This window comes from uncultured Friedmanniella sp., assembly GCF_964244005.1.
GTDB lineage: Bacteria > Actinomycetota > Actinomycetes > Propionibacteriales > Propionibacteriaceae > Microlunatus.
Genome location: NZ_CAXTHG010000047.1, coordinates 1 through 21,609, shown reverse-complemented (window position 1 = coordinate 21,609; position 21,609 = coordinate 1). Strand labels below are relative to the sequence as shown.

The window sequence follows — 21,609 nt, the reverse complement described above, 5'->3', positions numbered from 1 at the left end:
ACACTCCTTCACCGACCCCCGCGGGCCGATCTCTGTGTTGAGGACTTGCTTGGTCGAGTGCACACGCTACCCATCGACCGGGTCGCGGACAGCCCATCGATCGACAAAAGGACCTTGGTCCCGTCAGTGCGCCGTCAGCTGCCCCGGGTCGAGATGGCGAACTCGTTGCTCACCAGGTCGGTGAAGTTCCCGACCCGGGCACCGACCTGACAGGTGTCGGCGACCGCCAGTGCGGTCACCACCAGGTTCTTGCCCGAGATCGAGAGCGCGTTGGAGCACTGGTCGCTGAACCGGACCCCCGAGGTGCCGCCGGCCACGGCGATCAGCATGCTGGTGGGATCGCCGCTGGACGGGCTCTGGTACAGCGGGTGCAGCGCGTCGGCCCCGCTGGGCCACACGGGCACAAGCGAGATCCGCAGCAGCTTGCCGCTGACCGTACGCGACGGGGCGACGACCTGGATCTCGGTCAGCCGCTGAGCCGGGTAGGAGGTGCTGGTGACCTGGCTGTCGGTGGTCGCAGCCTCGGTCGCCGCGGCCACCGAGTCGAGCCACTTCTGCAACGCGTCGTCGGCACCGCTGCTCGGGAGGTTCAGCCGGACCGTCGCCGCGACCTGCGCGCTGCCGCGGGAGGGGACCGCAGCCGGGGTCGGCGAGACCGACCAGGCGCACGGCACGTCGATCCCCGTGGAGAACGACGCGTTGAGCTTGCCGCGCGCCGCCTGCCACTGGACGTCGGGACAGCCGACGCTGCCGGGGAGACCGGGGACGACCTCCAGGAAGGGGCCCCGGAGCTCGGCCAGCTCGGCGGAGTAGGACGTGGTGAGGCGTACCGTGCCGGTTTCGGGGTCCCAGACCGCCTCCCGGCTGATACCGAGCCCGCTGGGTTTCACCTCGCTCTGCTGCAGGGCCCGCGAGACGGCTTTCGGCGGGGCGGGGACCACCGTCCCGCCGGACCCGCGCTGGGTCACCCAGATGATGCCGCCGCCGATCAGCAGCAGGCCGGCGAGGACGAGGGCGATGGCCCTCCGGTCTCGCCAGATCGGCCGCCGCTCCTTGTCCGAGGACTCGGCGGTGGCAGGCGCTGCTACGGACACCGGTCGCGCCGGCATCGCGCGGAACATGGTCTCCTGGCCGCCGGTGCCCAGGTCCGGCAGCGGCACCGCCTCCGGAGTCTCACGTTCGACCGCACCGTCGTCGACCTCCTCCTCCTTCGGTGGCGCGACGAGACCGCGTACCTCGGTGGGCGGGCCACCGGCCGAGGCGAAGTGGGCGGGCAGCTCCTGGGCCGGCAACGGCTCGAGGTCACCGACGTCGGCCACCAGCGCCCGCACCTGCGCGGCGGCGTCCCGCGCCGTCGGCCGCGCCGTCGGGTCCTTGTCGAGCAACCTCGTCAGCAGGCCCCAGACCGGGTCTGGCACCGGCAGCCGCGGCGGCAGGCTGGTGACGTGGCGGTGCGCCACCGTGTAGCCCGTACCGGTGCCGGCGAACGGCGTCCGTCCGGCGAGCAGCTCGTACAGCAGCACGCCCGCCCCGTACACGTCGGCGGGCAGCCCGCCGTCGCCGGTGAGCAGCTGCTCGGGAGCCATGTACTCCGGCGTGCCGACCAGACCGGTGCTGGTGCTCCCCCGGTCGGCGACGATCCGGGCGATGCCGAAGTCGGAGACCTTGACCGCATCCGGGGCCAGCTCACGCCAGCGTCCGCGCAGGAGGACGTTGTCGGGCTTGATGTCGCGGTGCAGCACCCGCTGGTCGTGCGCCGCCGCCACCCCGTCGAGGACTGCGGCGCTCACCCCGAGGGCCAGCTGGGGCGCCAGCGGTTGACCGGCCGGGACGGCATCGCGCAGCGAGCCGCCGTCGACGTACTCCATCACGATGGCCAGCCGGTCGCCCTCGACGACCAGGTCGCGGACGGTGACGATCGCCGGGTGCCGGAGCTTGGTCAGGATCGCGCGTTCGCGGAGGAACCGCTCGACCAGGCCCTCGTCCTCGACGTGCTCACTGCGCAGCAGCTTGGCGGCCACCACCTCCTCGGACCGCCGGTCGACGGCTCGCCACACCTCTCCGGTGGTCCCGCGCCCGAGACGCTCGATCAACCGGTAGGAGGCGCCGAGCGCGTTGTCCCACTCCTCGGCCGGCACCGGCGCCACCTCTCTCTCGTCGCGACGTAAGCCCCGGCACGTCACGATAACCGCAGCCAGGGCCGTTCGGATCCGAACGGGTTCGCCTGCTGCTCTGACCGCCTTGTGGTGGGGACCGCTCAACAGAGCCGACACTCGAACCAATGCGTCGGAGGATGGCGGCCGAAAAGCCCTGAGAAACGGTTGTGCACTGCGTCACACCCAAATACGCGGCTCATCACCGACGGGCAAGGCCCTACCAACAGGCCGCGTCACGCGGGGGCCGAAAGCACCGTCGTAGCGGCCGTGGACAGGCTACTTGTGCCGAGACTCGACGGTATTCTTGTGAGCGATCCACAGGTATGGAGAGTTTCTACAACTCAGGACCACACCCCAGTCCTGCACCGACAAAGTTTCACACATGCGCACGAATGTCATTAACTGTTGGTCTAGTTCTTCGATGCCTGCGAGGACAGCAGACACGACATACACACGTTCAAACGTCTATACACTCATGACTTCCACTTCGAGCTCTCCACTCTGCCAAACAGTCAGTGATCCCAAGCATCCGGTTGACTCGGCCGCCACCGCCGCAGCCTTGTTTCCGACACTCGGGCCGTGGAGAAGTCGAACTGCACGACAGCCGGGCCCGCGTCGGCGACGATAACGGCCCGCCGGGCCGTCAGCCGTCGGAAGGCGTCAACCGATCCAGGATCAGCTCCCGGACCCGCGCCGCGTCGGCCTGACCGCGCATCTCCTTCATCACCGCGCCGATCAGCGCTCCCGCCGCCTGCACCTTGCCCGAGCGCACCTTGTCGGCGACGCCGGGGTTGGCGGCGATGGCCGCGTCCACGGCCGTCCCCAGCGCCCCGTCGTCGGACACCACAGCCAGCCCACGAGCCGCCACCACCTCGGCCGGCGTCCCCTCGCCGGCAATCACGCCGTCGAAGACCTGTCGGGCCAGCTTGTCGTTGACGGTCCCGGCCTCGACGAGCGCCTGGATCTCGGCGACCTGGGCCGGCGTCACCCCGGTGTCCTCGAGGTCGACGCCCAGCTCGTTCGCCCGCCGAGCCAGCTCGGTCAGCCACCACTTGCGCGCCGACTGCGGCGAGGCGCCGGCGGCGACGGTGGCCTCGATCACGTTCAGCGCACCGGCGTTGACGACGTCCCGCAGCTCGAGGTCGGAGTAGCCCCACTCGGCGCTCATCCGACGCAGCCGCTCGGCGGGCGGCTCGGGCAGCGTGCCGCGCAGCTGCTCGACCCACTCCCGGGACGGCGCCACCGGCACGAGGTCGGGGTCGGGGAAGTAGCGGTACTCCTCCGCCTGCTCCTTGGAGCGGCCGGGCGCGGTGGTGCCGGAGCCCTCCTGCCAGTGCCGGGTCTCCTGCTTGACCCGGCCGCCGTCGGCGAGCAGCGCCGCCTGTCGGGTGATCTCGTAGCGCACGGCCCGCTCGACGCTGCGCAGCGAGTTGACGTTCTTGGTCTCGGTCCGGGTCCCGAGCGGGGCGTCCGGGGACGGGCGTAGCGACACGTTCGCATCGCAGCGCAGCGAGCCCTGCTCCATCCGGACGTCGGAGACGCCGAGCGCCCGCAGCAGGTCGCGCAGCATCGCGACGTAGGCCCGCGCCACCTCGGGCGCCTTGTCACCCGCGCCCTCGATCGGCTTGGTGACGATCTCGATCAGCGGCACACCGGAGCGGTTGTAGTCCAGCAGGGAGTAGTCGGCGCCGTGGATCCGGCCGGTCGCGCCGCCGACGTGCAGCGACTTGCCGGTGTCCTCCTCCATGTGGGCGCGCTCGATCTCGATCCTGTAGGCCCGACCATCAACAGTGACCTCGGCCCAGCCGTCGTAGGCGATCGGCTCGTCGTACTGGGAGATCTGGTAGTTCTTCGGCTGGTCGGGATAGAAGTAGTTCTTCCGCGCGAACCGGCACCACTCCGCGATGGAGCAGTTGAGCGCCAGCCCGATCCGGATGGCGGACTCGATCGCCTTGGCGTTGACCACCGGCAGCGAGCCGGGCAGACCGAGGCAGACCGGGCAGGTCTGGGTGTTCGGCTCTGCGCCGAACTCCGTGGAGCAGCCGCAGAACATCTTGGACGCAGTGTTCAGCTCGACGTGCACCTCGAGCCCGAGCACCGGGTCGAACGCGGCCATCGCCTCCTCGTACTCCATCAGGGCCGTCATGCCGGCGCTCCCGTCAGCTCCGGGATGCGGTCGAGCAGGTTCCCGCCCCACTGGGCGGTGAGGGCCCGTTCGAGTGCGGCACCGACGCGGTAGAGCCGGTCGTCGGCCAGCGGCGGGGCCATCACCTGCAGCCCGACGGGCAGGCCGTCCTCGGGGGCCAGGCCCACCGGGAACGACGCGCTCGCGTTGCCGGCGAGGTTGGACGGGATGGTGCAGAGGTCGTTCATGTACATCGCCAACGGGTCGTCGACCTTCTCGCCCAGCCGGAAGGCGGTCGTGGGGGTGGACGGGGAGACCAGCACGTCGACGTCGGCGAACGCCGCGTCGAAGTCGCGGCTGATCAGGGTGCGGACCTTCTGCGCCTGGCCGTAGTAGGCGTCGTAGTAGCCGCTGGAGAGGGCGTAGGTGCCGATGATGATCCGGCGCTTGACCTCGGCCCCGAAGCCCGCCTCGCGGGTCGCGCCCATCACCTGCTCGGCGCTCAGGGTCCCGTCGTCGCCGACCCGCAGCCCGAAGCGCATCGCGTCGAACTTGGCCAGATTGGACGAGCACTCGCTCGGCAGGATCAGGTAGTAGGCCGGCATCGCGTAGACGATGTGCGGGCAGGAGACCTCGACGATCTCGGCGCCGAGGGAGGCCAGCAGCTCGACCGACTCGCGGAAGCGCTGCTCGACGCCGGGCACGTAGCCCTCGCCGCCCAGCTCCTTGATCACGCCGACCTTCATCCCGGACACGTCGCCGGAACGAGCGGCGGCCACCACGTCGGGGACGGGCGCGTGGATGGAGGTCGAGTCGCGCGGGTCGTGGCCGGCGATGACGGCGTGCAGCAGGGCGGCGTCCAGCACCGTACGGGCGCACGGGCCGGGCTGGTCGAGGCTCGAGGCGAGCGCGACCAGGCCGTAGCGGGAGGTGCCGCCGTACGTCGGCTTGACCCCGACCGTGCCGGTGACCGCAGCCGGCTGACGGATCGAGCCGCCGGTGTCGGTGCCGATGGCGAGCGGCGCCTCGAACGCCGCCAGGGCCGCGGCCGAGCCGCCGCCGGAGCCGCCGGGGATCCGGTCCAGGTCCCAGGGGTTGTGGGTCGGGCCGTACGCGGAGTTCTCGGTGGAGGAGCCCATCGCGAACTCGTCCAGGTTGGTCTTGCCGAGCAGCACGATGTCGGCGTCCAGCAGCCGCTGGGTCACCGTCGCGTTGTAGGGCGGCACCCAGCCCTGGAGGATCTTCGAGCCGCAGGTAGTCGGGGCGCCGGTCCAGGTCAGCACGTCCTTGAGGGCCAGCGGCACGCCGGCCAACGGACCGACCTGCTCACCCGCGGCGATCTTGGCGTCGACGGCGGCTGCGGCGGCCAGGGCGCTGTCGCCGGTCACGGCCAGGAACGCGTGCACGCTGGCCTCGACGGCCTCGATCCGGTCCAGGTGGGCCTGCGTGACCTCGACCGCGCTCACCTCACGGGCGGCGATCTGCGCGGCCAGCTCGACGGCAGTCAGGTGAACCAGGGCGCTCACGCCTCCTCCTCGAGGATGCGCGGCACCCGAAAGCGGTCCTGCTCGGCGGCAGGTGCGCCGGCCAGCACGTCAGCGCGCGGCATCGACGGCTGCACCACGTCGGCCCGGAAGACGTTGGTCAGCGGCAGCGCGTGGGAGGTCGGCGGGATGTCCTCGACCGCCACGTCCGCAACGTGCGCGACCGACTCCAGGATCACGTCCAGCTGGGGAGCGAGCAGTCTCAGCTCCTCGGGGGTCAGCTCGATCCGCGCCAGCCGGGCCAGATCGGCCACATCGTCGGCAGTCAGTGCCACGCGCTCGATCTCCTCGTCCTACCTCGTCGGCCGTCCGTCGACCGCCGCTCATCTTAGGTGCGGGCACCGACAGCCGCCTCACGCGATCCGCTGCCACGGCTCGGAGGCGGTCCAGGCCCACGGGTCGAAGGCGTACCAGCTGCCCTGCCCGGGCTGGTCGTACCGGCGGTCGATCGGGCTGCCGGTCAGCGCGCACCACAGCAACGTGCCGACAGCCCCGTGGCAGACGTAGGCGGTGGGCACGTCGGCCACCGCGGTCCAGCGCAGCACCGCCCGGACGATCCGGCGCTGGGCGTCCTCGGCGCTCTCCCAACCACGGACCCGTTCTGCCGGCCGGGCGAAGACGGCGTCGGCGGTGGCCTCGTGCTCGGCCGCGGGCAGGAAGCCGGTGGCCGAGCGGTCGATCTCGCCCAGCTCGGGGTCGGTCGCCCACTCCAGGCCCAGGTCGCCGCCCAGCACGGCTGCGGTCTCGACGGCCTTCCGTTCGGTGCTGCAGACGATCCGTTCGACCGAAGGGGCCCACGCAAGGCTGCTCAGCCGCGCCGCCCGGGCGAGCCCAGCGCCGTTCAACCGCCACTGGGTCACCGGGATCGTCGGGTCGACCACCACCTCCGGGTGGGTCACGACGTAGCAGAGCGTATTCACGACAGCGCCTTCACGAGAGCGCCCGGACGACCAAGCCAGTCAACAGCTTGGGGGTGAAGAAGGTCGACTTCGGCGGCATCAGCAGTCCTTCGCGCGCGGTCCGCTCGATCTCGGCGATGCTGACCGGCCGGATCAGGACGGCGGCGCTGGCGGCACCCGACGTGACCGCCACCACCGTCTCGCCCAGTCCGTGCTGGTAGGTCACGGCGGCGGCCGTGCCGTCGAGGGCGGCCTCCAGCCACGCGCCGTCCAGGGCGCGGACATCGGCGAACGCGCCCGGCCGCGGGGTCAGCCGCCAGGTCGCCTCGGGCGCCACCAGCACCAGGAACTCCTCGGCCGCCATCGCCGCCAGGGTGCCGGCGTCCGGGGCGGGCATCGGCTCGAGCACGAACAGGCGCTCGAGGGCCGTCCGCAGCCCAGCCACCGTGATCCCGGCGTAGAGCCGGTGGATGGCCGCGACGCTGAGCTGGTCGCCGACCAGCTCGTTGACGAAGGTGAGGGTCTCCTCGGCAGCGCTGTCGCGTCGGCCGGTCGCGGCCCGGACCTCGTCGCGATACGTGCGGCTGACGGCGTAGCGGTGGTGGCCGTCCGCGATCAGCACGTCAGCCGCACCGACCGCCGCAGCGATGGCGGCGACCCGCTCGGGGTCGGCCACCCGCTCGACGGTGTGCTCGACGGCCCCGACCTGGACCGAGCCGAGCCGCTCCCCCGGCTCGGCCAGCAGGCCGGTCAGCCCCGCGGCCAGCGACAGCCCCCAGACCGGGGACAGGTTCGCCCGGGTCGCCCGGGTCAGGTCGAGCCGGTCGGTGGAGGCCTTTGGCGTCGTCCGTTCGTGCGGCAGCACACCGCCCGCGCCGGCGTCGACGACCTCCAGCCCGCCGAGCACGCCCACGATGTCGCGCGCGACTCCGGTCGGGTCGGCGAACCGCATCCGGTACAGCGTGAACGAGGGAGCGGGGTCGGCGACCAGGACGCCGGCGGACCGCCAGTCCGCGAGCACCGCGGCGGCCCGGTCGTAGCGGTCGTCGGCGTCGCCGAGCGGCACGTCGACGTGCACGATGTTGTGCGGTGAGCGTGCCGCCAGCGCGCGCACCTCGGCTTCGCTGAGCACGTCGTAGGGCGGCGCCGTGACCTCGGCCAGGTCGTCGGCGGCGTAGCGGAGGGCGCGAAAGGGCAGAAAGCGAGGCACGGCACCAGTCTCCCGGGTCCCGGTCTCCGACCGCGGCCGCTCGCGCGTTTCTCCGGCCTGAAACGCCCCGGTAATGCCGGTGATGGAAGATGGGGCCGTGTTTCTGATGCGTATACGCCTGCCCGACCGGCCCGGATCGTTGGGGGCGGTCGCTACAGCCATGGGCCGGGTCGGCGGCGACATCAACGCCGTGGAGATCGTCGAGAAGGGTGACAACGGCTTTGTGGTCGATGACTTCATCGTCGACCTGCCCCCCGGCCAGATGCCGGAGAACATCGTCACCGCCTGCCAGAGCCTCGAAGGGGTCAAGGTCGAGTGGATCTCCCGCTATCCCGAGGGCGGCGGGCTGCAGTCCGACCTCGAGGCCCTCGAACGGATGACCGCCGACCCCGGCCACGCGGCCGAGACGCTCGTCTCGCTCTGCCCGGTCGTCTTCCGCTCCCACTGGGCCACCCTGCTCCAGGCCGACGGCCCGACCGCCGAGCCGATCTACTCCACCACGTTGGCCCCCGACCTGACGCCGGCGGTCGCGGCCAGCTTCGGACCGTTCGACGCCACCCACCGGGTCGACCTCGCTTCCGGCTGGAGCCCGGGCTGGGGGGACACGACCCTGGTCGTCACTCCGCTCACCCAGGACCGGGTGATCGCCATCGGCCGGCTCGGCGGGCCCGCCTTCCTCGACTCCGAGATCGCCCGGCTGCACCACCTCGCCGCCCTCGTGAAGTAGGAGCGGCGCGTCGTCGGGGTGCGGCCGGGCGCCCACCAGCCGGAGAGCCCGGGTAGGTTCCCCGGATGGGGGTGATCGGCTGGTCCCAGATCGCCGCCCTGCTGACGTCGATCGGGTTCGGCGTGCTCTCGGCTCTCGTGCCCCTCGCCAACGCGGAGGCGTACGTCTTCGCCTCCCAGCTGGCGCGCAAGGCCGGTCCGCTCTCGGTGATCATCGGGGTCGCCGTCGGGCAGACGATCGGCAAGGTCCTGCTGTTCTACGGCGTCCGCCGCGGGAAGGAGTTCCGCGGCGTCCGCCGCCACCGCGCGGTGCTGCGACAGCAGCCGGTCGGACCGGTACGCACCCGGCTGCGCCGCGTGCTGGCGTACCTGCTGCTGCTCGTCGGACAGAAGCGGTGGGGGCTGCCGATCACCTTCGTCGCCGCCGTCGTCGGCCTGCCTCCGCTGTACGCGGTCGCGCTGCTCGCCGGGGCGACCCGGATGCGCCTCGGCTACTTCGCCGTCGTCGTGCTGGCCGGCCGGCTGCTGCGGTTCGCGCTGGTCGCGTACGGGGTGGCCGGCATCCGGCCCTTCCCGAGCTGACCGCCCCCCTCCCCAACTACAGTGGGCGCGTGCCGCGGATCTTCTCCAACCTCAACCTGAACGGGTCGACGCCGCCCCGCGTGCAGCCCACCATCGGGGAGTGGGGACCGCTGCGGGTGCCGAGCACCAAGGCCAAGAAGCGGATGCGGATCTGGGTCGGCCTCGTCCTGCTCGGCACGATGATCGCGCTCTTCCTCCTCGGCTGGTACGTCTACCACGCGACCACAGGCAGCTGGGGTTTCGGCATCGGCTCGTGAAGACCGTCGGCGTCGCCGCTGCGGCGGCCTCGATGGCCGCGCTCGCCGGGACGTACCGGGTGAGTTTCGGCTCCCGGTCGCAGCTGTTCGGGGCCTTCCCCTACGCCGGTCCCGCCGGTGACCCGGCCGCGCCGGTGGTTGCGCTGACCTTCGACGACGGACCGAACGAGCCCTGGACGAGCCGGTTGCTGGACACCCTCGCCGACCGGGAGGTGCCGGCCACGTTCTTCCAGGTCGGCCGCTGCGCCGAGCGCTACCCCGACACGACCCGGCGGGTGCTCGCCGAGGGTCACGTGCTCGGCAACCACAGCCTCAGCCACTCATTCTCGCGCTATCTCAGCCAGCCCGACCAGCGGGCCGAGATCGCGGGCGGGGCCGAGGTGCTGCGGACGATCAGCGGCGTCACTCCCGCGCTGTACCGACCGCCCTGGCTCTGCCACTGGCCGTGGGTCCTGCGCAGCGTCGCCGCAGCGGAGTCGGCGGTGGTGTCCGGCACGTTCGCGCACCCGCTCGAGGTCGTGCAGCCGGCGGCGGCGCGGCTCACGGCCGGTGCGGTCCGCCGGACCCGGCCCGGCGGGATGTTGATCCTGCACGACGGCCGCGAGGCCCGCGGCGGACCGCGCGCCGCGACGGTCGCCTCCGTCGGACCGCTGATCGACCGGCTGCGCGGTCGTGGCTACCGGTTCACCACCGTGGACCGGCTGCTCGGTCTCATCCCCTACCGATGAGCCCCCTACCGATGAAGAGACCGCTGCTGGTGGCGCTCGCGCTGGCGCTGCTGCTGTCCGAGCTCGACCAGACCGTCTTCGCCACCGCGCTGCCGACCGTGGTCGGCGAGCTCGACGGGGTCGCGGACATGCTCTGGGTCAACACCGCCTACCTCCTCGCCGGCACCGTGACCATGCCCGTCGTCGGCCGGCTCAGCGACCTGCTCGGCCGCAAGCCGTTGCTGGTCACGGGACTGCTCGTCTTCGTGGCCGGGTCCGTGCTCGGCGGACTCGCGACCAGCATCGACGTGCTGGTCGCCGCGCGGACCGTCCAGGGTCTCGGGGCGGGCGGGATGATCATCCTCGTCCAGGCCGTCGTCGCCGACGCCGTCCCCGCGCGCGAACGGGCGCCCTACCTCAGCGCGGTCGCCGCCGTCTTCGCCGTCGCCGCGGTGGCGGGTCCGGTGCTGGGCGGCTGGCTGACCGACGGTCCTGGCTGGCGGTGGGCGTTCTGGCTGAACCTCCCGGTCGGCGGAGCCGCCCTGGTGGCGGTCGCCCTGCTGCTGCACGAGCCGCGCCGGGCCCCCGGCCGGCTGCGGCTCGACGTCGCCGGCATCACCCTGCTCACCGTCGCGGTCACCGCGGTGGTGCTGCTCGCGTCGTGGGCCGGCACCCGGTACCCCTATACCTCGCCGGTGGTCCTGGGGCTGGCCGTGCTCACCCTCGGCTCGACCGCGGCCTTCGTCGCGGTGGAACACGGCGTCGCCGAGCCGATCCTGCCGCTCAGTCTGTTCGCGGACCGGACCTTCTCCGCCGCCGTGCTGGCAGGACTGGCCATGTCGGTGGCCATGTTCGGCACCGTCGGCTACCTGCCCACCTACCTGCAGCTCGTCACCGGTCTGAGCCCGACCGCGGCCGGGATGGCCATGCTGAGCCTGGTCGCCGGGATCGGGCTGTGCACGGTCGGCTCGGCCCAGCTGGTCAGGCGGACCGGCCGCTACCGGGCCCTCACCCTGGCTGGGTCGGTCGTGACCGCCGGTGCCCTCGGCCTGCTGGCCACGCTCACCCCAGCCACGCCGCTGCCGCTGACGTGCGCGTACCTGTTCGGCCTCGGCGCCGGGATCGGCTGCGCCTGGGAGGTCTTGGTGGTCGTGGTCCAGAACGCGTCGCCGCCGGACCTGGTCGGCACCGCGACGGCCGCGAACAGCTTCGTCCGCGAGATCGGCGTCTGCCTCGGCTCGGCCCTGGTGGGGGCCGCCTTCGTCGCCCGGCTCGGCCGGGAGCTGCCGGCCGCGGCGACCGACCTGACCCCCACCGCCGTACGCCGGCTCAGCCCCGACCTGCAGGCCGCGGTCGCCACCGCCTACAACGACGCCCTGACCCCGGTGTTCGCCGCGCTAGTGCCGGTGATGGCGCTCGCGGTGGTGGCCCTGCTCGGGCTGCGGGAGGTGCCGCTAGCCCGCAGCCTGAGGGGCGTAGGTTCAGACCTTGCCACGACGGAAGGACCGAGGAGGGCTCAGCGATGACGGTGATCTCGACCCGCGGCAGCGACGCGCTACCGCTGCCCCAGGGCGCGGACGCCGAGACCGAGGCGATCGTCCGCGGCCTCTACACCGACGGCATCGTCGCCCGGCGGGGCGCCTTCTCCCCCGAGTGGACCGACCGGGTGCGGGTCGACATCGAGACGGCGTTCGCCGAGGCCCGCAGCCGGAAGAACGGGGCGGTCGGCCGCGGCCCCCACCGGTACTACGTCGAGATCCACCCCGAGCAGCTGAGCGGGTTCGTCGACCTCGTCGACCACCCGTGGGTACGCCAGGTGGCCGCGGCGGTCCTCGGGCCGGACTACCAGATCGTCGAGGTCGGCTTCGACATCCCGTTCGCCGGCGCCCAGCAGCAGCCCTGGCACCGCGACTTCGCGATGCCCGAGGCCACCCGTACCGAGGGTCGGCTGACCTCGCTGGCCTTCAACCTGACCGCGGTCGACACGGCCGAGGACATGGGGCCGTTCGAGATCGCCCCCGGCACCCAGTGGGACTGGTCGGAGGAGTTCGACCACGGCATGTTCCCGCCCAAGGACGCGTACCCCCGGTACGAGGAACGGGCCGTGCGCAAGTACCCGCAGCGAGGCGACATCTCCGCCCGTTCGGCCCTGACGATCCACCGCGGCACCCAGAACCGGTCGGCTCTGTCGCGGCCGGTGCTCGTCCTCGGCCTGGACGCCCCCGGCGCCGGGAACGCCGAGCACCACGACCTGGCCGTCACCCGGCCCTACGACGACGCCCTGCCGCAGCGGGTCCGCGATCACCTCGCCTGTCCCGTCGTCGACGAGCTGACCCCCATCACCCAGCGGCACACGATCGAGGGCCTCGTGATGGGCGAGGCCTGACTACTCGGCCCGGGTCGCCACCTCCGCGGCCGCGTCCGGGCCCTGCTCCAGCAGCGTCCGGAAGGCGTCGACGCCGGCCAGCACGGGCACCTTGAGCTCGACCGCCTTGTCGGCCTTGGAGCCGGGTGACTCCCCGACCACCACGAACGCGGTCTTCTTCGACACCGAGCTCGCGACCTTGCCGCCGCGGGAGGTGATCGCCTCGGCGGCGGTGTCACGGGTGAACCCCTCCAGCGCCCCGGTCACCACGATCGCGAGCCCGGCCAGGGACTGGTCCCGTGGCTCGGACGCCTCCTCGACCAGCACGCAGCCCGAGGCCTGCCACTTGGTGACGATCTCGCGGTGCCAGTCGACGGCGAACCACTCGGCGATCGTGGTCGCCATCGTCGGCCCGACCCCGTCGACCGCGGCGAGCTCGTCGGGGGTCGCGTCGGCGATCGCGTCCATCGACCCGAAGGCGCGGGCCAGGTCGGGGGCGGTGGACGGTCCGACGTGCCGGATGCTCAGCGCCACCAGGAACTTCGACAGCGGCCGGGTCTTCGCCGCCTGCAGGTTGTCCAGCAGCTTTTTTCCGTTGGCGGACAGCTGGCCCTTGATGGTGGTGAAGAACGGCACGCCGGTCAGCTGGTCCGGACCGAGGTTGAACAGGTCGCCCTCATCAGCCAGCAGCCCGCTGTCGAGCAGCGCGGTCGCGGACTGGTAGCCCAGGTTCTCGATGTCCAGCGCGCCACGGCTGGCGACGTGGAACAGCCGCTCCCGCAGCTGGGCGGGGCACGAGCGGTGGTTGGGACAGCGCAGGTCGGCGTCGCCCTCGCGCTCGTGGTGCAGCTCGGTGCCGCAGACCGGGCAGTGGGTGGGCATCACGAACGGGTACTCGTCGCCGGTCCGCAGGGCCACGACCGGGCCGACGATCTCGGGGATCACGTCACCGGCCTTGCGCAGCACCACGGTGTCCCCGATCAGCACGCCCTTGCGCTCCAGCTCGGAGGCGTTGTGCAGGGTGGCCATGCCGACGGTGGACCCGGCGACCAGCACCGGTTCCATCAGCCCGAACGGGGTCACCCGACCGGTCCGGCCGACGTTGACGTCGATCGAGATCAGGGTGGTCGTGACCTCCTCGGGCGGGAACTTGAACGCGATCGCCCACCGAGGCGCCTTGGACGTCGACCCGAGCTGGTCCTGCACCGTCCGTTCGTCGAGCTTGACCACCACGCCGTCGATCTCGTGCTCGACGGAGTGCCGGTGCTCACCGAAGTGCTCGATGAAGGCCCACACCTCCTCCAGCGTCGGCGCCACCGCCAGGTGCGGGCTGACCGGCAGCCCCCACGCCGCGAGGGTCTCGTACGTCTCCGAGAGCCGCTCGCGGGTCTGGCCCTGCCAGACGCCGACGCCGTGGCTGACGAAACCGAGCCGGCGGGACGCGGTCACCTTCGGGTCCTTCTGACGCAGCGAGCCCGCCGCCGCGTTGCGCGGGTTGGCGAACGGGGCCTTGCCCTCGGCCACCAGAGCCTCGTTCAGCGCCGCGAACTCCGCCGTCGCGAAGTAGACCTCGCCACGCACCTCGAGCAGCTCGGGCGGGGCGTCAGTGGCCAAGATGCGCGGGATGACGCTGATGGTGCGGACGTTGTCGGTCACGTCCTCCCCGACCGTGCCGTCGCCGCGGGTCGCCGCCCGGACCAGTCGACCCCGCTCGTAGACGAGGTCGAGGGCGAGGCCGTCGACCTTCAGCTCGCAGAGGTAGCCCGACTGGGCGACCCTCGCCTCCCCCAGCTCGCGGACCGCCCGACCCGCCCAGCGGTCGAGCTCGTCGCGGTTGAACACGTTGTCCAGGCTCATCAGCCGCTGCAGGTGCTGCACCGGCTCGAACGTAGTGGACGGCGGTCCGCCGACCTGCTGGCTCGGCGAGTCGGGGGTCCGTAGCCCGGGATGTGCGTCCTCGAGGGCGGTCAGCTCGCGCATCGACCCGTCGTACTCGCCGTCAGAGATCGTCGGGGAGTCGAGCACGTGGTAGCGCCAGCGCGCCTCGTTCAGCACGTCGGTGAGCTCCGCGTGCCGGGCCCGAGCGGCCGGGTCTTCGGTGTCGTTCAGCACCCGATCACCGTAACCGCGAGCTCGGACAGTTTCCTCGCGCTCTCCGCGGACGCTGTCGCCGTACCGACGTGCGCCCGTCAGAGCGCACCCGCTCCAGGGGTGGGCCATGTCGAAGGCCGCGGGCTTCACGAAGTGGGCGCCCGACGTCACCACGGTCAGCAAGCGCCGGGTGAGGCTCCACCACTACCGGGCGGTGGCACGGCGCAGCTGGTCTCCCTGAGCGACTCGCCTCAGCGGGCGTCGGAGACGTTCGCCGCGCTGCCCGTGCGGACGGCGGTGGGCAGCTCCCGGTAGGTGTAGAAGCAGTAGGCGGTGACGCCACAGAGATAGAGCACGCCCCAGAAGACGTGGCCGCTGCGGACGCCGGCGAAGCCGAGGGCCATTTGGACCACGACCGCGACCAGCAGTCCCAGCGGCAGGTAGAAGACCCACGCGGGCCCGCCCGAGCGTCGGTGCGAGAACCCGAACACCGCCGCCAGCACCGTCAGCACCAGCACGGCGAACGCGTTGGTGGCGTGGATGACCAGCAGCGTGTGGTTGCCGTCGAGGTAGCCGGAGCCGAGGCCCGCCTGCGCGATGGCGAAGGCGAGGAGCAGGGTGGAGAGGATACGGAGCTGCTTGGTCTGCACGGCCACATCATGCCGTACCCGACCCCGAGCTCAGCGTCAGTCGGCGAGCTGCTCGGTCAGGGTCGTGGCCGCCTGCCGTACGGTCCGCAGGGTCTGCACCGCCCCCGCGGCGGTCGCCCCCGCCAGTCCGCACGCCGGGGTGAGCACCAGCTGCGCCTGCAGCAGGGCGGGGTCGAGCCCCAGGGCGCGGAGCGTGACGAGAGCACGCCGGGCGACCTCGTCGGCCGACAACGTCTGGTTGGTCGGGAGTGCGCCAAGGCCGAGGACCAGGCCCTGCTCCAGCGCCGGACCGAGCAGGTCCCAGTCGGCGCTGCCGAGCTGGTCGAGGTCCAGGGCCAGCGCGCGGACACCGGCCTCGTGCAGCAGGGCGATCGGCGCCCCGGCCGCACAGCAGTGCAACCACAGCGGCACGGTGCCGAGCCGCTCGGCGAGCTCGCTGTAGACCCCGGCCACCTCCGGCAGGTCGACGCTGCGGTGCCGTGAGAAGCCGCTGGCCGTCGCCACCTCGCCGCCGAGCACCGCCGGCAGCAGGGGTTCGTCGACCTGGACGACCAGCTCGAGGTCCGGCAGCCGCCGAGACAGCTCACCGACCAGGTCCGCCAGCCCCTGGGCCAGCGACTGGCCGAGGTCGCGGCGTGCCCCGGAGTCGGCGAGCACCCGGTCACCGCGGGGCCGCTCCATCGTGGCGGCCAGCGTCCACGGCCCGGCGGCGGAGAGCTTGAACCGGCCCGCGTACCCCTGGGCCAGCTCCTCGAGCACGTCCAGGTCGGAGCGCAGCATGGAGCGGGCGGCCCGGTGCTCGCGGCTCGACCCGTCGGTCAGGCGCCAGCCGGCCGGCTGCAGGTCGACCGACAGGCCGGCCAGCAGCGCCGTCGACCGACCGACGAGCTGGGCGTGCGGTCCGCGGCCGGGCAGCTCGGGCAGGTACGGCAGGTCGGGGCACTCGGCGAAGGCGATCGAGATCGCGTCGGCCATGTCGGTCCCGGGCCAGGACCCGATCCCGGTGCTGAGGACCGTCACGGCTGGGTGGCGGCGATGGTCGCGCTGCCCACGACGCGGGTGCCGTCGTAGAGGACCGCAGCCTGACCAGGCGCGATACCGGCGGCCGGCTCGTCCAGCAGCACCTCGACCCGATCGGCGTCGATCAGCGCGGACGCGGCCAGAGCGGCGCCGTGCGCGCGTACCTGCACACTGCCGCGCCAAGGTCCCTGCACGACCGGCCCGGCCCAGCGAGGCGTCCGGCCGTCGATCCGGCGGACGGTCAAGGCCTCGTGCGGCCCGACGGTGACGGTGTTGCTGACCGGAGAGATGTCGAGGACGTAGCGCGGCTGGCCGTCGGCGGCGGGGACGCCGAGCCGCAGCCCGCGGCGCTGGCCGATGGTGAAGTGGTGGCTGCCCTCGTGCTGGCCGACGGTCGCACCGCTCTGGTCCACGACCGCGCCGGGACGGCTGCCCAGCCGTCGGTCGAGAAAGCCGGCGGTGTCGCCGTCGGCGATGAAGCAGATGTCGTGGCTGTCCGGCTTGTCGGCCACCATCAGGCCACGACGGGCCGCCTCGGCCCGGACGTCGGACTTGAGCGCGTCGCCGAGCGGGAAGTACGAGCGGGCCAGCTGGTCGGCGTCCAGCACCCCGAGGACGTAGGACTGGTCCTTGTCGGGGTCGGCGGCTCGGTGCAGCTCGACCCCGGCCGCACCGTCGACCAGCGAGGCGTAGTGCCCGGTGCAGACCGCGTCGAAGCCGAGCGCCACCCCGCGGTCGAGGACGGCGGCGAACTTGATCTTCTCGTTGCAGCGCAGGCACGGGTTGGGCGTGCGGCCGGCGGCGTACTCGGCGACGAAGTCGTCCACCACGTCTGCGGCGAAGCGGTCGGAGAGGTCCCAGACGTAGAACGGGATACCGAGCACGTCGGCGGCCCGCCGGGCGTCGTGGGCGTCCTCCTTCGAGCAGCAGCCACGGGCTCCCGTCCGGTAGGACTGCGGGTTCTTCGACAGCGCCAGGTGCACGCCGGTGACCTCGTGCCCAGCGTCGACCGCGCGCGCCGCGGCGACCGCGGAGTCGACGCCACCGCTCATCGCGGCCAGAACCTTCATGCCGCCCAGTCTGTCAGGCTCCGGCGACAGCTCAGAACGCGTTGCGCCTTCTCCGGACTCATCAGACGAAGGCGGCGGCTGCACGGGCGCGCTGGACGGCGTCGGGCAGGGCGGCGACGAGCGCGTGCACGTCGGCCCGGGTGGAGCTGCGGCCGAGGGAGAAGCGCAACGCCGAACGCGCTCCGGCCTCAGCGACGCCCATCGCGGTGAGCACGTGACTGGGCTGGGCCACCCCGGCGGAGCAGGCGGAGCCGGCCGAGCAGTCGAGGCCGGCGGCGTCGAGCAGCATCAGCACCGAGTCGGCGGCGCAGTCGGCGAAGCCGAAGTTGCTGATGCCGGGCAGCGACGCCTCGGCCTCCAGCGTGCCGTGCAGGATGGTCCCGGGAACGCTCGCCGTCACCGCCGCGACCAGCTCGGCCCGCAGCGCCCGCAGCCGGGCCTCCTCGGCGGCGAGGTCGGAGACGGCCACCTCGACGGCGGCAGCGAACGCGGCCACCGCGGCCACGTCCAGCGTGCCGGAGCGGACGTCGCGCTCCTGGCCGCCGCCGTGCTGCACCGAGGTGAGTGCCACCTGCCGACGGGCGAGCAGGGCGCCGATCCCGTACGGTCCGCCGAGCTTGTGGGCGGTGAAGGTCATCAGGTCCAGGCCGCTGGCGGCGAAGTCGACCTCGACGTGACCGACGGCCTGGACGGCGTCGCTGTGGGAGACGGCACCGACGGCGGCGGCCAGCGCGGCCACCGCAGCGACGGGCTGCCGGGTACCGACCTCGTTGTTGCCGGCCAGCACCGACACCACGGCTGTCCGCTCGTCGACCAGCCGTTCGGCCGCGGCCAGGTCGAGCCGACCCGCGGCGTCGACCCCGATCAGGTCCAGCTCGGCGCCTTCGGCCGCGGCGAGCCAGCTGGCGGAGTCGAGCACGGCGTGGTGCTCGATCGCGCTGACCACGACCCGGCGTCGATCGGCGTCGCGGCGCGACCAGTAGGCGCCTTTGACGGCCAGGTTGTCGCTCTCGGTGCCCCCGGAGGTGAAGATCAGCTCGGCCGGTCGGGCGCCGACCCGGGCGGCGATCAGCTCCCGGGACTCCTCGATCACCCGGCGTGCGGCGCGGCCGGAGCCGTGCAGCGCCGACGCGTTGCCCACCCGGGTGAGCTCGCGGGTCATCGCCGCGACCGCCTCGGGCACCATCGGCGTGGTGGCCGCGTGGTCGAGGTAGACGCGCGCGGACGCGGCGGGAGCAGGCGGGACGGGCACGTCAGGCAGCGTACGCGGTCGGGGAGGTGCGCAGATCAGGAGCGAAGCCGCGCCACCTCGGCCGCGACGGCCGGCAGCACGGTGTGCAGGTCGCCGACCACGCCGAGGTCGGCGAGGGCGAAGATCGGCGCCTCGACGTCCTTGTTGACCGCGACGATCGCCTTGGAGGTCTGCATCCCGGCCCGGTGCTGGATCGCGCCGGAGATACCGGCGGCGATGTAGAGCTGAGGCGACACGGTCTTGCCGGTCTGACCGACCTGGTAGGAGTGCGGGTACCAGCCGGAGTCGACCGCGGCGCGGGAGGCGCCGACCGCGGCGCCGAGGCTGTCGGCCAGCTGTTCGACCTCCTCGAAGTTGCCGCCGGTCCCGCGCCCGCCCGAGACCACCACGGCGGCCTCGGCGAGCTCGGGCCGACCGCTGGCCCGCTTGGGCTCCACGCTCACGATCCGCGCGCCGCGGGCGGACTCGGAGACGGTGACGGCGAAGGTCTCGACCGTCGGGCTCGCCGGCGCCGGCTCGGGAGTGACGGCGTTCGGCTTGACGGTGATGACCGGGACGCCGTGGGTCACGGACGCGTGCACGGAGAAGCTGCCGGCGAAGACGGTCTGGGTGGTGGACGCGTCGGCGGCGACGTCGACGGCGTCGGTGATCAGCCCGGAGCCGAGCTTGACCGCGAGCCGGGCAGCGACCTCCTTGCCCTCGGCGCTGGAGGTGATCAGCACCGCCGCCGGGTCGAGCGCGGCCGCGATCTGGGCTAGGGCCTCCGCCTTCGGCGCGACGAGGTAGTCGGTGACGGCCGGGTCGGTCACGGCCAGCACCCGGGTGGCGCCGTGCTCGCCGAGCCGACCAACGGCGGTGTCGGCGCCCTCGCCGAACACAACGGCCACCGGCTCACCGATCCGGCGGGCGAGGGTCAACAGCTCGAGCGCCGGCTTGCCGACGGTGCCGTCGACGAGGTCGGCGACGACGATCACGGGGGACATGGGTTCTCCTCGGGCTCAGATGTGCGTGCGGTGTTCGCGGTACCGGATGTACTCAGAGGTAGGTGCCGGTGTTCGCGGTACTGGATGTACTGGTCAGAGGTACTTGCCTGCGGTGAGGAACTCGACCAGCGCGGCCGAGCCGGCGCCGCCGTCGTCCGGGACGACCCGTCCGGCCTGCTTCGGGGGCCGCGGTTCGGCCTCGAGCACCGTCGTCCAGGCGGCAGACAGACCGACCCCGGCCGGGTCGACACCGAGGTCGGCGAGGCTCCAGGTGTCGACGGGCTTCTTCTTTGCCGCCAGGATGCCGCGCATCGAGGGGTAACGCGCCTCGCCGGACTGGTCGGTCACGCTGACCACGGCAGGTAGCCCGGCCTCGACGACCAGGCTGGCCGTGTCCCCGTCGCGGCGGATCCGGACGCCGCCCTCGATCAGCTCGAGCGTGGCGCCGAAGGTGGCGGCCGGCCAGCCGAGGCGCTCGGCGACCATCACCGGCACCACGCCGCCGCTGCCGTCGGTGGAGGCCATCCCGCAGAGCACGAGGTCGGGCGCGGCCTTGGCCACTGCGGCGGCCAGGACCGTGCTGGTGCCGAGGTAGTCGGTGCCGTGCACGGCGTCGTCGAGGACGTGGATCCCGGCGGTGGCGCCCATCTGCAGCGCCCGCTTGATCGCGTCCGCGGCGTCGTCGGGGCCGAGGGTGAGCGCGACCACCTCGATGTCGTCACCGTCCTCGGCGATCCGCAGCGCCTGCTCGAGCGCGTACTCGTCGAGCTCGGACAGCAGGCCGTCGGCGGCGGCCCGGTCGACGGTGCCGTCGGCGGCGAACGTCCGGTCCCCGGCGGCATCGGGGACGTGCTTGACGAGGACGACGATCTTCATCTGGTGCCTTCTTGCCGGGCGCAGGTGCTGCGCGGGACCTGGACGCGGCCTAGATTACTCGCGAGTAACAACGCGCGCACCCGGCGCTGGTGCTGCCCGTCGTGACTCACCGACGCGCGTCGTGGCGGCACGCGCTCCCACGCCGACACTCCGAGAGTGGTGTCGTTCACCACCACCTTCCGGAAAGATCAGCGACCGACGAAGCGAGCCTGACCGGGGCCGTGCTCGAGGAACGACCGCATCCCGGTGGTGGAGTCCTCCGTCGCGAACAGGGCGGCGAACTGCATCCGTTCCAGCTGGAGGCCGGTCTCCAGGTCGACGTCGCCCGCGCGGTCGACGCACTCCTTCGCCGCGCGCAGGGCCAGCGCCGGCCCGCCCACGAACTGACGGGCCCAGGCCAGCGCGCTCGGCAGCACCTCCTCGGCCGCCACCACCCGGTCCACCAGGCCGATCGCCAGCGCCTCGGCCGCGCCGACGAACCGACCGGTGAAGATCAGGTCCTTAGCCCGGCTCGGCCCGACCAGCCGGGTCAGCCGCTGCGTACCGCCCGCGCCCGGGATGATGCCGAGCAGGATCTCGGGCTGGCCGAAGGTCGCCTCGGCCGCGGCGATCCGGAGGTCGGCGGCGAGCGCGAGCTCGCACCCGCCGCCCAAGGCGTAGCCGTGGACCGCGGCCACGACGGGCTTGGGGATCCGGGCCACCGCACCGAACGCGTCCTGCAGCGCTGCGGATCGAGCGACCATCTCGGGGTAGCCGAGGTCGACCATCTCCTTGATGTCCGCGCCGGCCGCGAACACCCGCTCGCCGCCGGTCAGCACGACCGCTGCGATGTCGTCCCGTTCGGTGCACTCCTGCGCCGCCAGGCCGATCCGGCGCTGCAGGTCAGCGTTCAGAGCGTTCATCTTCGGCCGGTCGAGGCGGAGCACGGCCACCCCGTCGGTGACCTCGAGCCGTACCTGATCCGCCGTCGTCGGCTCCTGGTCACCCATGGAACAACCCTAATAGTCTGTCGCCCCTCATTCTTGGGCTCAGGGGCGACGAACTACTAGGTGGCTGGTGTTTTTTGTCGCGTGGCGGTCCGGGGTTCGTCGGCTGT

20 protein-coding genes are annotated in these 21,609 nt (G+C 72.5%); 6 read left to right on the top strand and 14 right to left on the bottom strand.

Translation table 11 applies throughout. The features are described 5' to 3' along the window. Positions 1–134: 134 nt before the first annotated feature. The 6 genes from ACFE76_RS19815 to ACFE76_RS19790 all read right to left on the bottom strand — a co-directional run bounded on the left by ACFE76_RS19815 (position 135) and on the right by ACFE76_RS19790 (position 7,934). Positions 135–2,147, bottom strand: a complete 2,013-nt coding sequence (locus tag ACFE76_RS19815) for a serine/threonine-protein kinase (protein WP_375433509.1) — start codon at positions 2,145–2,147, stop codon at positions 135–137. A gap of 652 nt (positions 2,148–2,799) precedes the next feature. Continuing rightward, positions 2,800–4,302 (bottom strand): Asp-tRNA(Asn)/Glu-tRNA(Gln) amidotransferase subunit GatB, encoded by a 1,503-nt coding sequence (gene gatB / locus ACFE76_RS19810; protein ID WP_375433508.1) that lies wholly within the window; start codon positions 4,300–4,302, stop codon positions 2,800–2,802. Next, entirely contained in the window at positions 4,299–5,807 is a 1,509-nt protein-coding gene (gene gatA, locus ACFE76_RS19805; RefSeq protein WP_375433507.1) for an Asp-tRNA(Asn)/Glu-tRNA(Gln) amidotransferase subunit GatA, read from the bottom strand. Before gatA ends, gatB begins: the two co-directional genes overlap by 4 nt. Continuing rightward, positions 5,804–6,100: an Asp-tRNA(Asn)/Glu-tRNA(Gln) amidotransferase subunit GatC gene (gene gatC, locus ACFE76_RS19800; RefSeq protein ID WP_375433506.1), complete on the bottom strand. Its 297-nt coding sequence runs from the start codon at positions 6,098–6,100 to the stop codon at positions 5,804–5,806. The genes gatA and gatC overlap by 4 nt, the downstream gene beginning before the upstream one ends. A gap of 78 nt (positions 6,101–6,178) precedes the next feature. Continuing rightward, on the bottom strand, positions 6,179–6,745 hold the full coding sequence (locus ACFE76_RS19795; protein ID WP_375433505.1) for a histidine phosphatase family protein: 567 nt from the start codon (positions 6,743–6,745) through the stop codon (positions 6,179–6,181). A 10-nt stretch (positions 6,746–6,755) separates the two neighbouring features. Beyond that, positions 6,756–7,934 carry a DUF1015 family protein gene (locus tag ACFE76_RS19790; protein WP_375433504.1) on the bottom strand — a complete coding sequence of 393 codons (1,179 nt, stop codon included), beginning with the start codon at positions 7,932–7,934 and terminating at the stop codon, positions 6,756–6,758. Positions 7,935–8,037: 103 nt separating this feature from the next. Here ACFE76_RS19790 and ACFE76_RS19785 point away from each other — a divergent pair, with 103 nt between their 5' ends. From ACFE76_RS19785 to ACFE76_RS19760, 6 genes are all read left to right on the top strand, one after another. Beyond that, entirely contained in the window at positions 8,038–8,661 is a 624-nt protein-coding gene (locus ACFE76_RS19785) for an amino acid-binding protein (protein WP_375433510.1), read from the top strand. A 65-nt stretch (positions 8,662–8,726) separates the two neighbouring features. Continuing rightward, positions 8,727–9,242 carry a hypothetical protein gene (locus ACFE76_RS19780; RefSeq protein ID WP_375433503.1) on the top strand — a complete coding sequence of 172 codons (516 nt, stop codon included), beginning with the start codon at positions 8,727–8,729 and terminating at the stop codon, positions 9,240–9,242. A 29-nt stretch (positions 9,243–9,271) separates the two neighbouring features. Continuing rightward, a complete protein-coding gene (locus ACFE76_RS19775; RefSeq protein ID WP_375433502.1) occupies positions 9,272–9,499 on the top strand; it encodes a hypothetical protein in 228 nt (75 codons plus the stop codon). Beyond that, positions 9,496–10,227 carry a polysaccharide deacetylase family protein gene (locus tag ACFE76_RS19770; RefSeq protein ID WP_375433501.1) on the top strand — a complete coding sequence of 244 codons (732 nt, stop codon included), beginning with the start codon at positions 9,496–9,498 and terminating at the stop codon, positions 10,225–10,227. The genes ACFE76_RS19775 and ACFE76_RS19770 overlap by 4 nt, the downstream gene beginning before the upstream one ends. A gap of 11 nt (positions 10,228–10,238) precedes the next feature. After that, positions 10,239–11,732 carry an MFS transporter gene (locus ACFE76_RS19765; RefSeq protein WP_375433500.1) on the top strand — a complete coding sequence of 498 codons (1,494 nt, stop codon included), beginning with the start codon at positions 10,239–10,241 and terminating at the stop codon, positions 11,730–11,732. Beyond that, positions 11,729–12,592, top strand: a complete 864-nt coding sequence (locus ACFE76_RS19760) for a phytanoyl-CoA dioxygenase family protein (protein WP_375433499.1) — start codon at positions 11,729–11,731, stop codon at positions 12,590–12,592. Before ACFE76_RS19765 ends, ACFE76_RS19760 begins: the two co-directional genes overlap by 4 nt. Here the strand turns inward: ACFE76_RS19760 and ligA are convergent, their stop codons facing one another. The 8 genes from ligA to ACFE76_RS19720 form a co-directional block, all read right to left on the bottom strand. Beyond that, complete coding sequence (gene ligA, locus ACFE76_RS19755) at positions 12,593–14,683, bottom strand: NAD-dependent DNA ligase LigA (protein ID WP_375433498.1); 2,091 nt, start codon at positions 14,681–14,683, stop codon at positions 12,593–12,595. A gap of 230 nt (positions 14,684–14,913) precedes the next feature. Then, a complete protein-coding gene (locus ACFE76_RS19750) occupies positions 14,914–15,312 on the bottom strand; it encodes a hypothetical protein (RefSeq protein WP_375433497.1) in 399 nt (132 codons plus the stop codon). Positions 15,313–15,348: 36 nt separating this feature from the next. Continuing rightward, a complete protein-coding gene (locus ACFE76_RS19745; RefSeq protein WP_375433496.1) occupies positions 15,349–16,332 on the bottom strand; it encodes a methionine synthase in 984 nt (327 codons plus the stop codon). Then, complete coding sequence (gene mnmA / locus ACFE76_RS19740) at positions 16,329–17,402, bottom strand: tRNA 2-thiouridine(34) synthase MnmA (RefSeq protein ID WP_375433495.1); 1,074 nt, start codon at positions 17,400–17,402, stop codon at positions 16,329–16,331. The genes ACFE76_RS19745 and mnmA overlap by 4 nt, the downstream gene beginning before the upstream one ends. 61 nt (positions 17,403–17,463) lie before the next feature. Continuing rightward, positions 17,464–18,654 (bottom strand): cysteine desulfurase family protein, encoded by a 1,191-nt coding sequence (locus ACFE76_RS19735; protein ID WP_375433494.1) that lies wholly within the window; start codon positions 18,652–18,654, stop codon positions 17,464–17,466. 35 nt (positions 18,655–18,689) lie between these two features. After that, positions 18,690–19,637 carry an electron transfer flavoprotein subunit alpha/FixB family protein gene (locus ACFE76_RS19730; RefSeq protein ID WP_375433493.1) on the bottom strand — a complete coding sequence of 316 codons (948 nt, stop codon included), beginning with the start codon at positions 19,635–19,637 and terminating at the stop codon, positions 18,690–18,692. Positions 19,638–19,730: 93 nt separating this feature from the next. Beyond that, positions 19,731–20,513 carry an electron transfer flavoprotein subunit beta/FixA family protein gene (locus ACFE76_RS19725; RefSeq protein WP_375433492.1) on the bottom strand — a complete coding sequence of 261 codons (783 nt, stop codon included), beginning with the start codon at positions 20,511–20,513 and terminating at the stop codon, positions 19,731–19,733. Between the two features lie 188 nt (positions 20,514–20,701). Continuing rightward, positions 20,702–21,502, bottom strand: coding sequence for an enoyl-CoA hydratase/isomerase family protein (locus ACFE76_RS19720; RefSeq protein WP_375433491.1), 801 nt, complete (start codon positions 21,500–21,502; stop codon positions 20,702–20,704). Positions 21,503–21,609 lie beyond the last annotated feature (107 nt).

Excerpts from the sequence above, each read along its gene's own strand:
- ACFE76_RS19780 (WP_375433503.1), top strand. The coding sequence starts at position 8,727 with ATGGGGGTGATCGGCTGGTCCCAGATCGCCGCCCTGCTGACGTCGATC.
- ACFE76_RS19725 (WP_375433492.1), bottom strand. The coding sequence starts at position 20,513 with ATGAAGATCGTCGTCCTCGTCAAGCACGTCCCCGATGCCGCCGGGGAC.
- mnmA (WP_375433495.1), bottom strand. The coding sequence starts at position 17,402 with ATGAAGGTTCTGGCCGCGATGAGCGGTGGCGTCGACTCCGCGGTCGCC.
- gatB (WP_375433508.1), bottom strand. The coding sequence starts at position 4,302 with ATGACGGCCCTGATGGAGTACGAGGAGGCGATGGCCGCGTTCGACCCG.
- ACFE76_RS19765 (WP_375433500.1), top strand. The coding sequence starts at position 10,239 with ATGAAGAGACCGCTGCTGGTGGCGCTCGCGCTGGCGCTGCTGCTGTCC.
- ACFE76_RS19730 (WP_375433493.1), bottom strand. The coding sequence starts at position 19,637 with ATGTCCCCCGTGATCGTCGTCGCCGACCTCGTCGACGGCACCGTCGGC.
- ACFE76_RS19720 (WP_375433491.1), bottom strand. The coding sequence starts at position 21,502 with ATGGGTGACCAGGAGCCGACGACGGCGGATCAGGTACGGCTCGAGGTC.
- ACFE76_RS19760 (WP_375433499.1), top strand. The coding sequence starts at position 11,729 with ATGACGGTGATCTCGACCCGCGGCAGCGACGCGCTACCGCTGCCCCAG.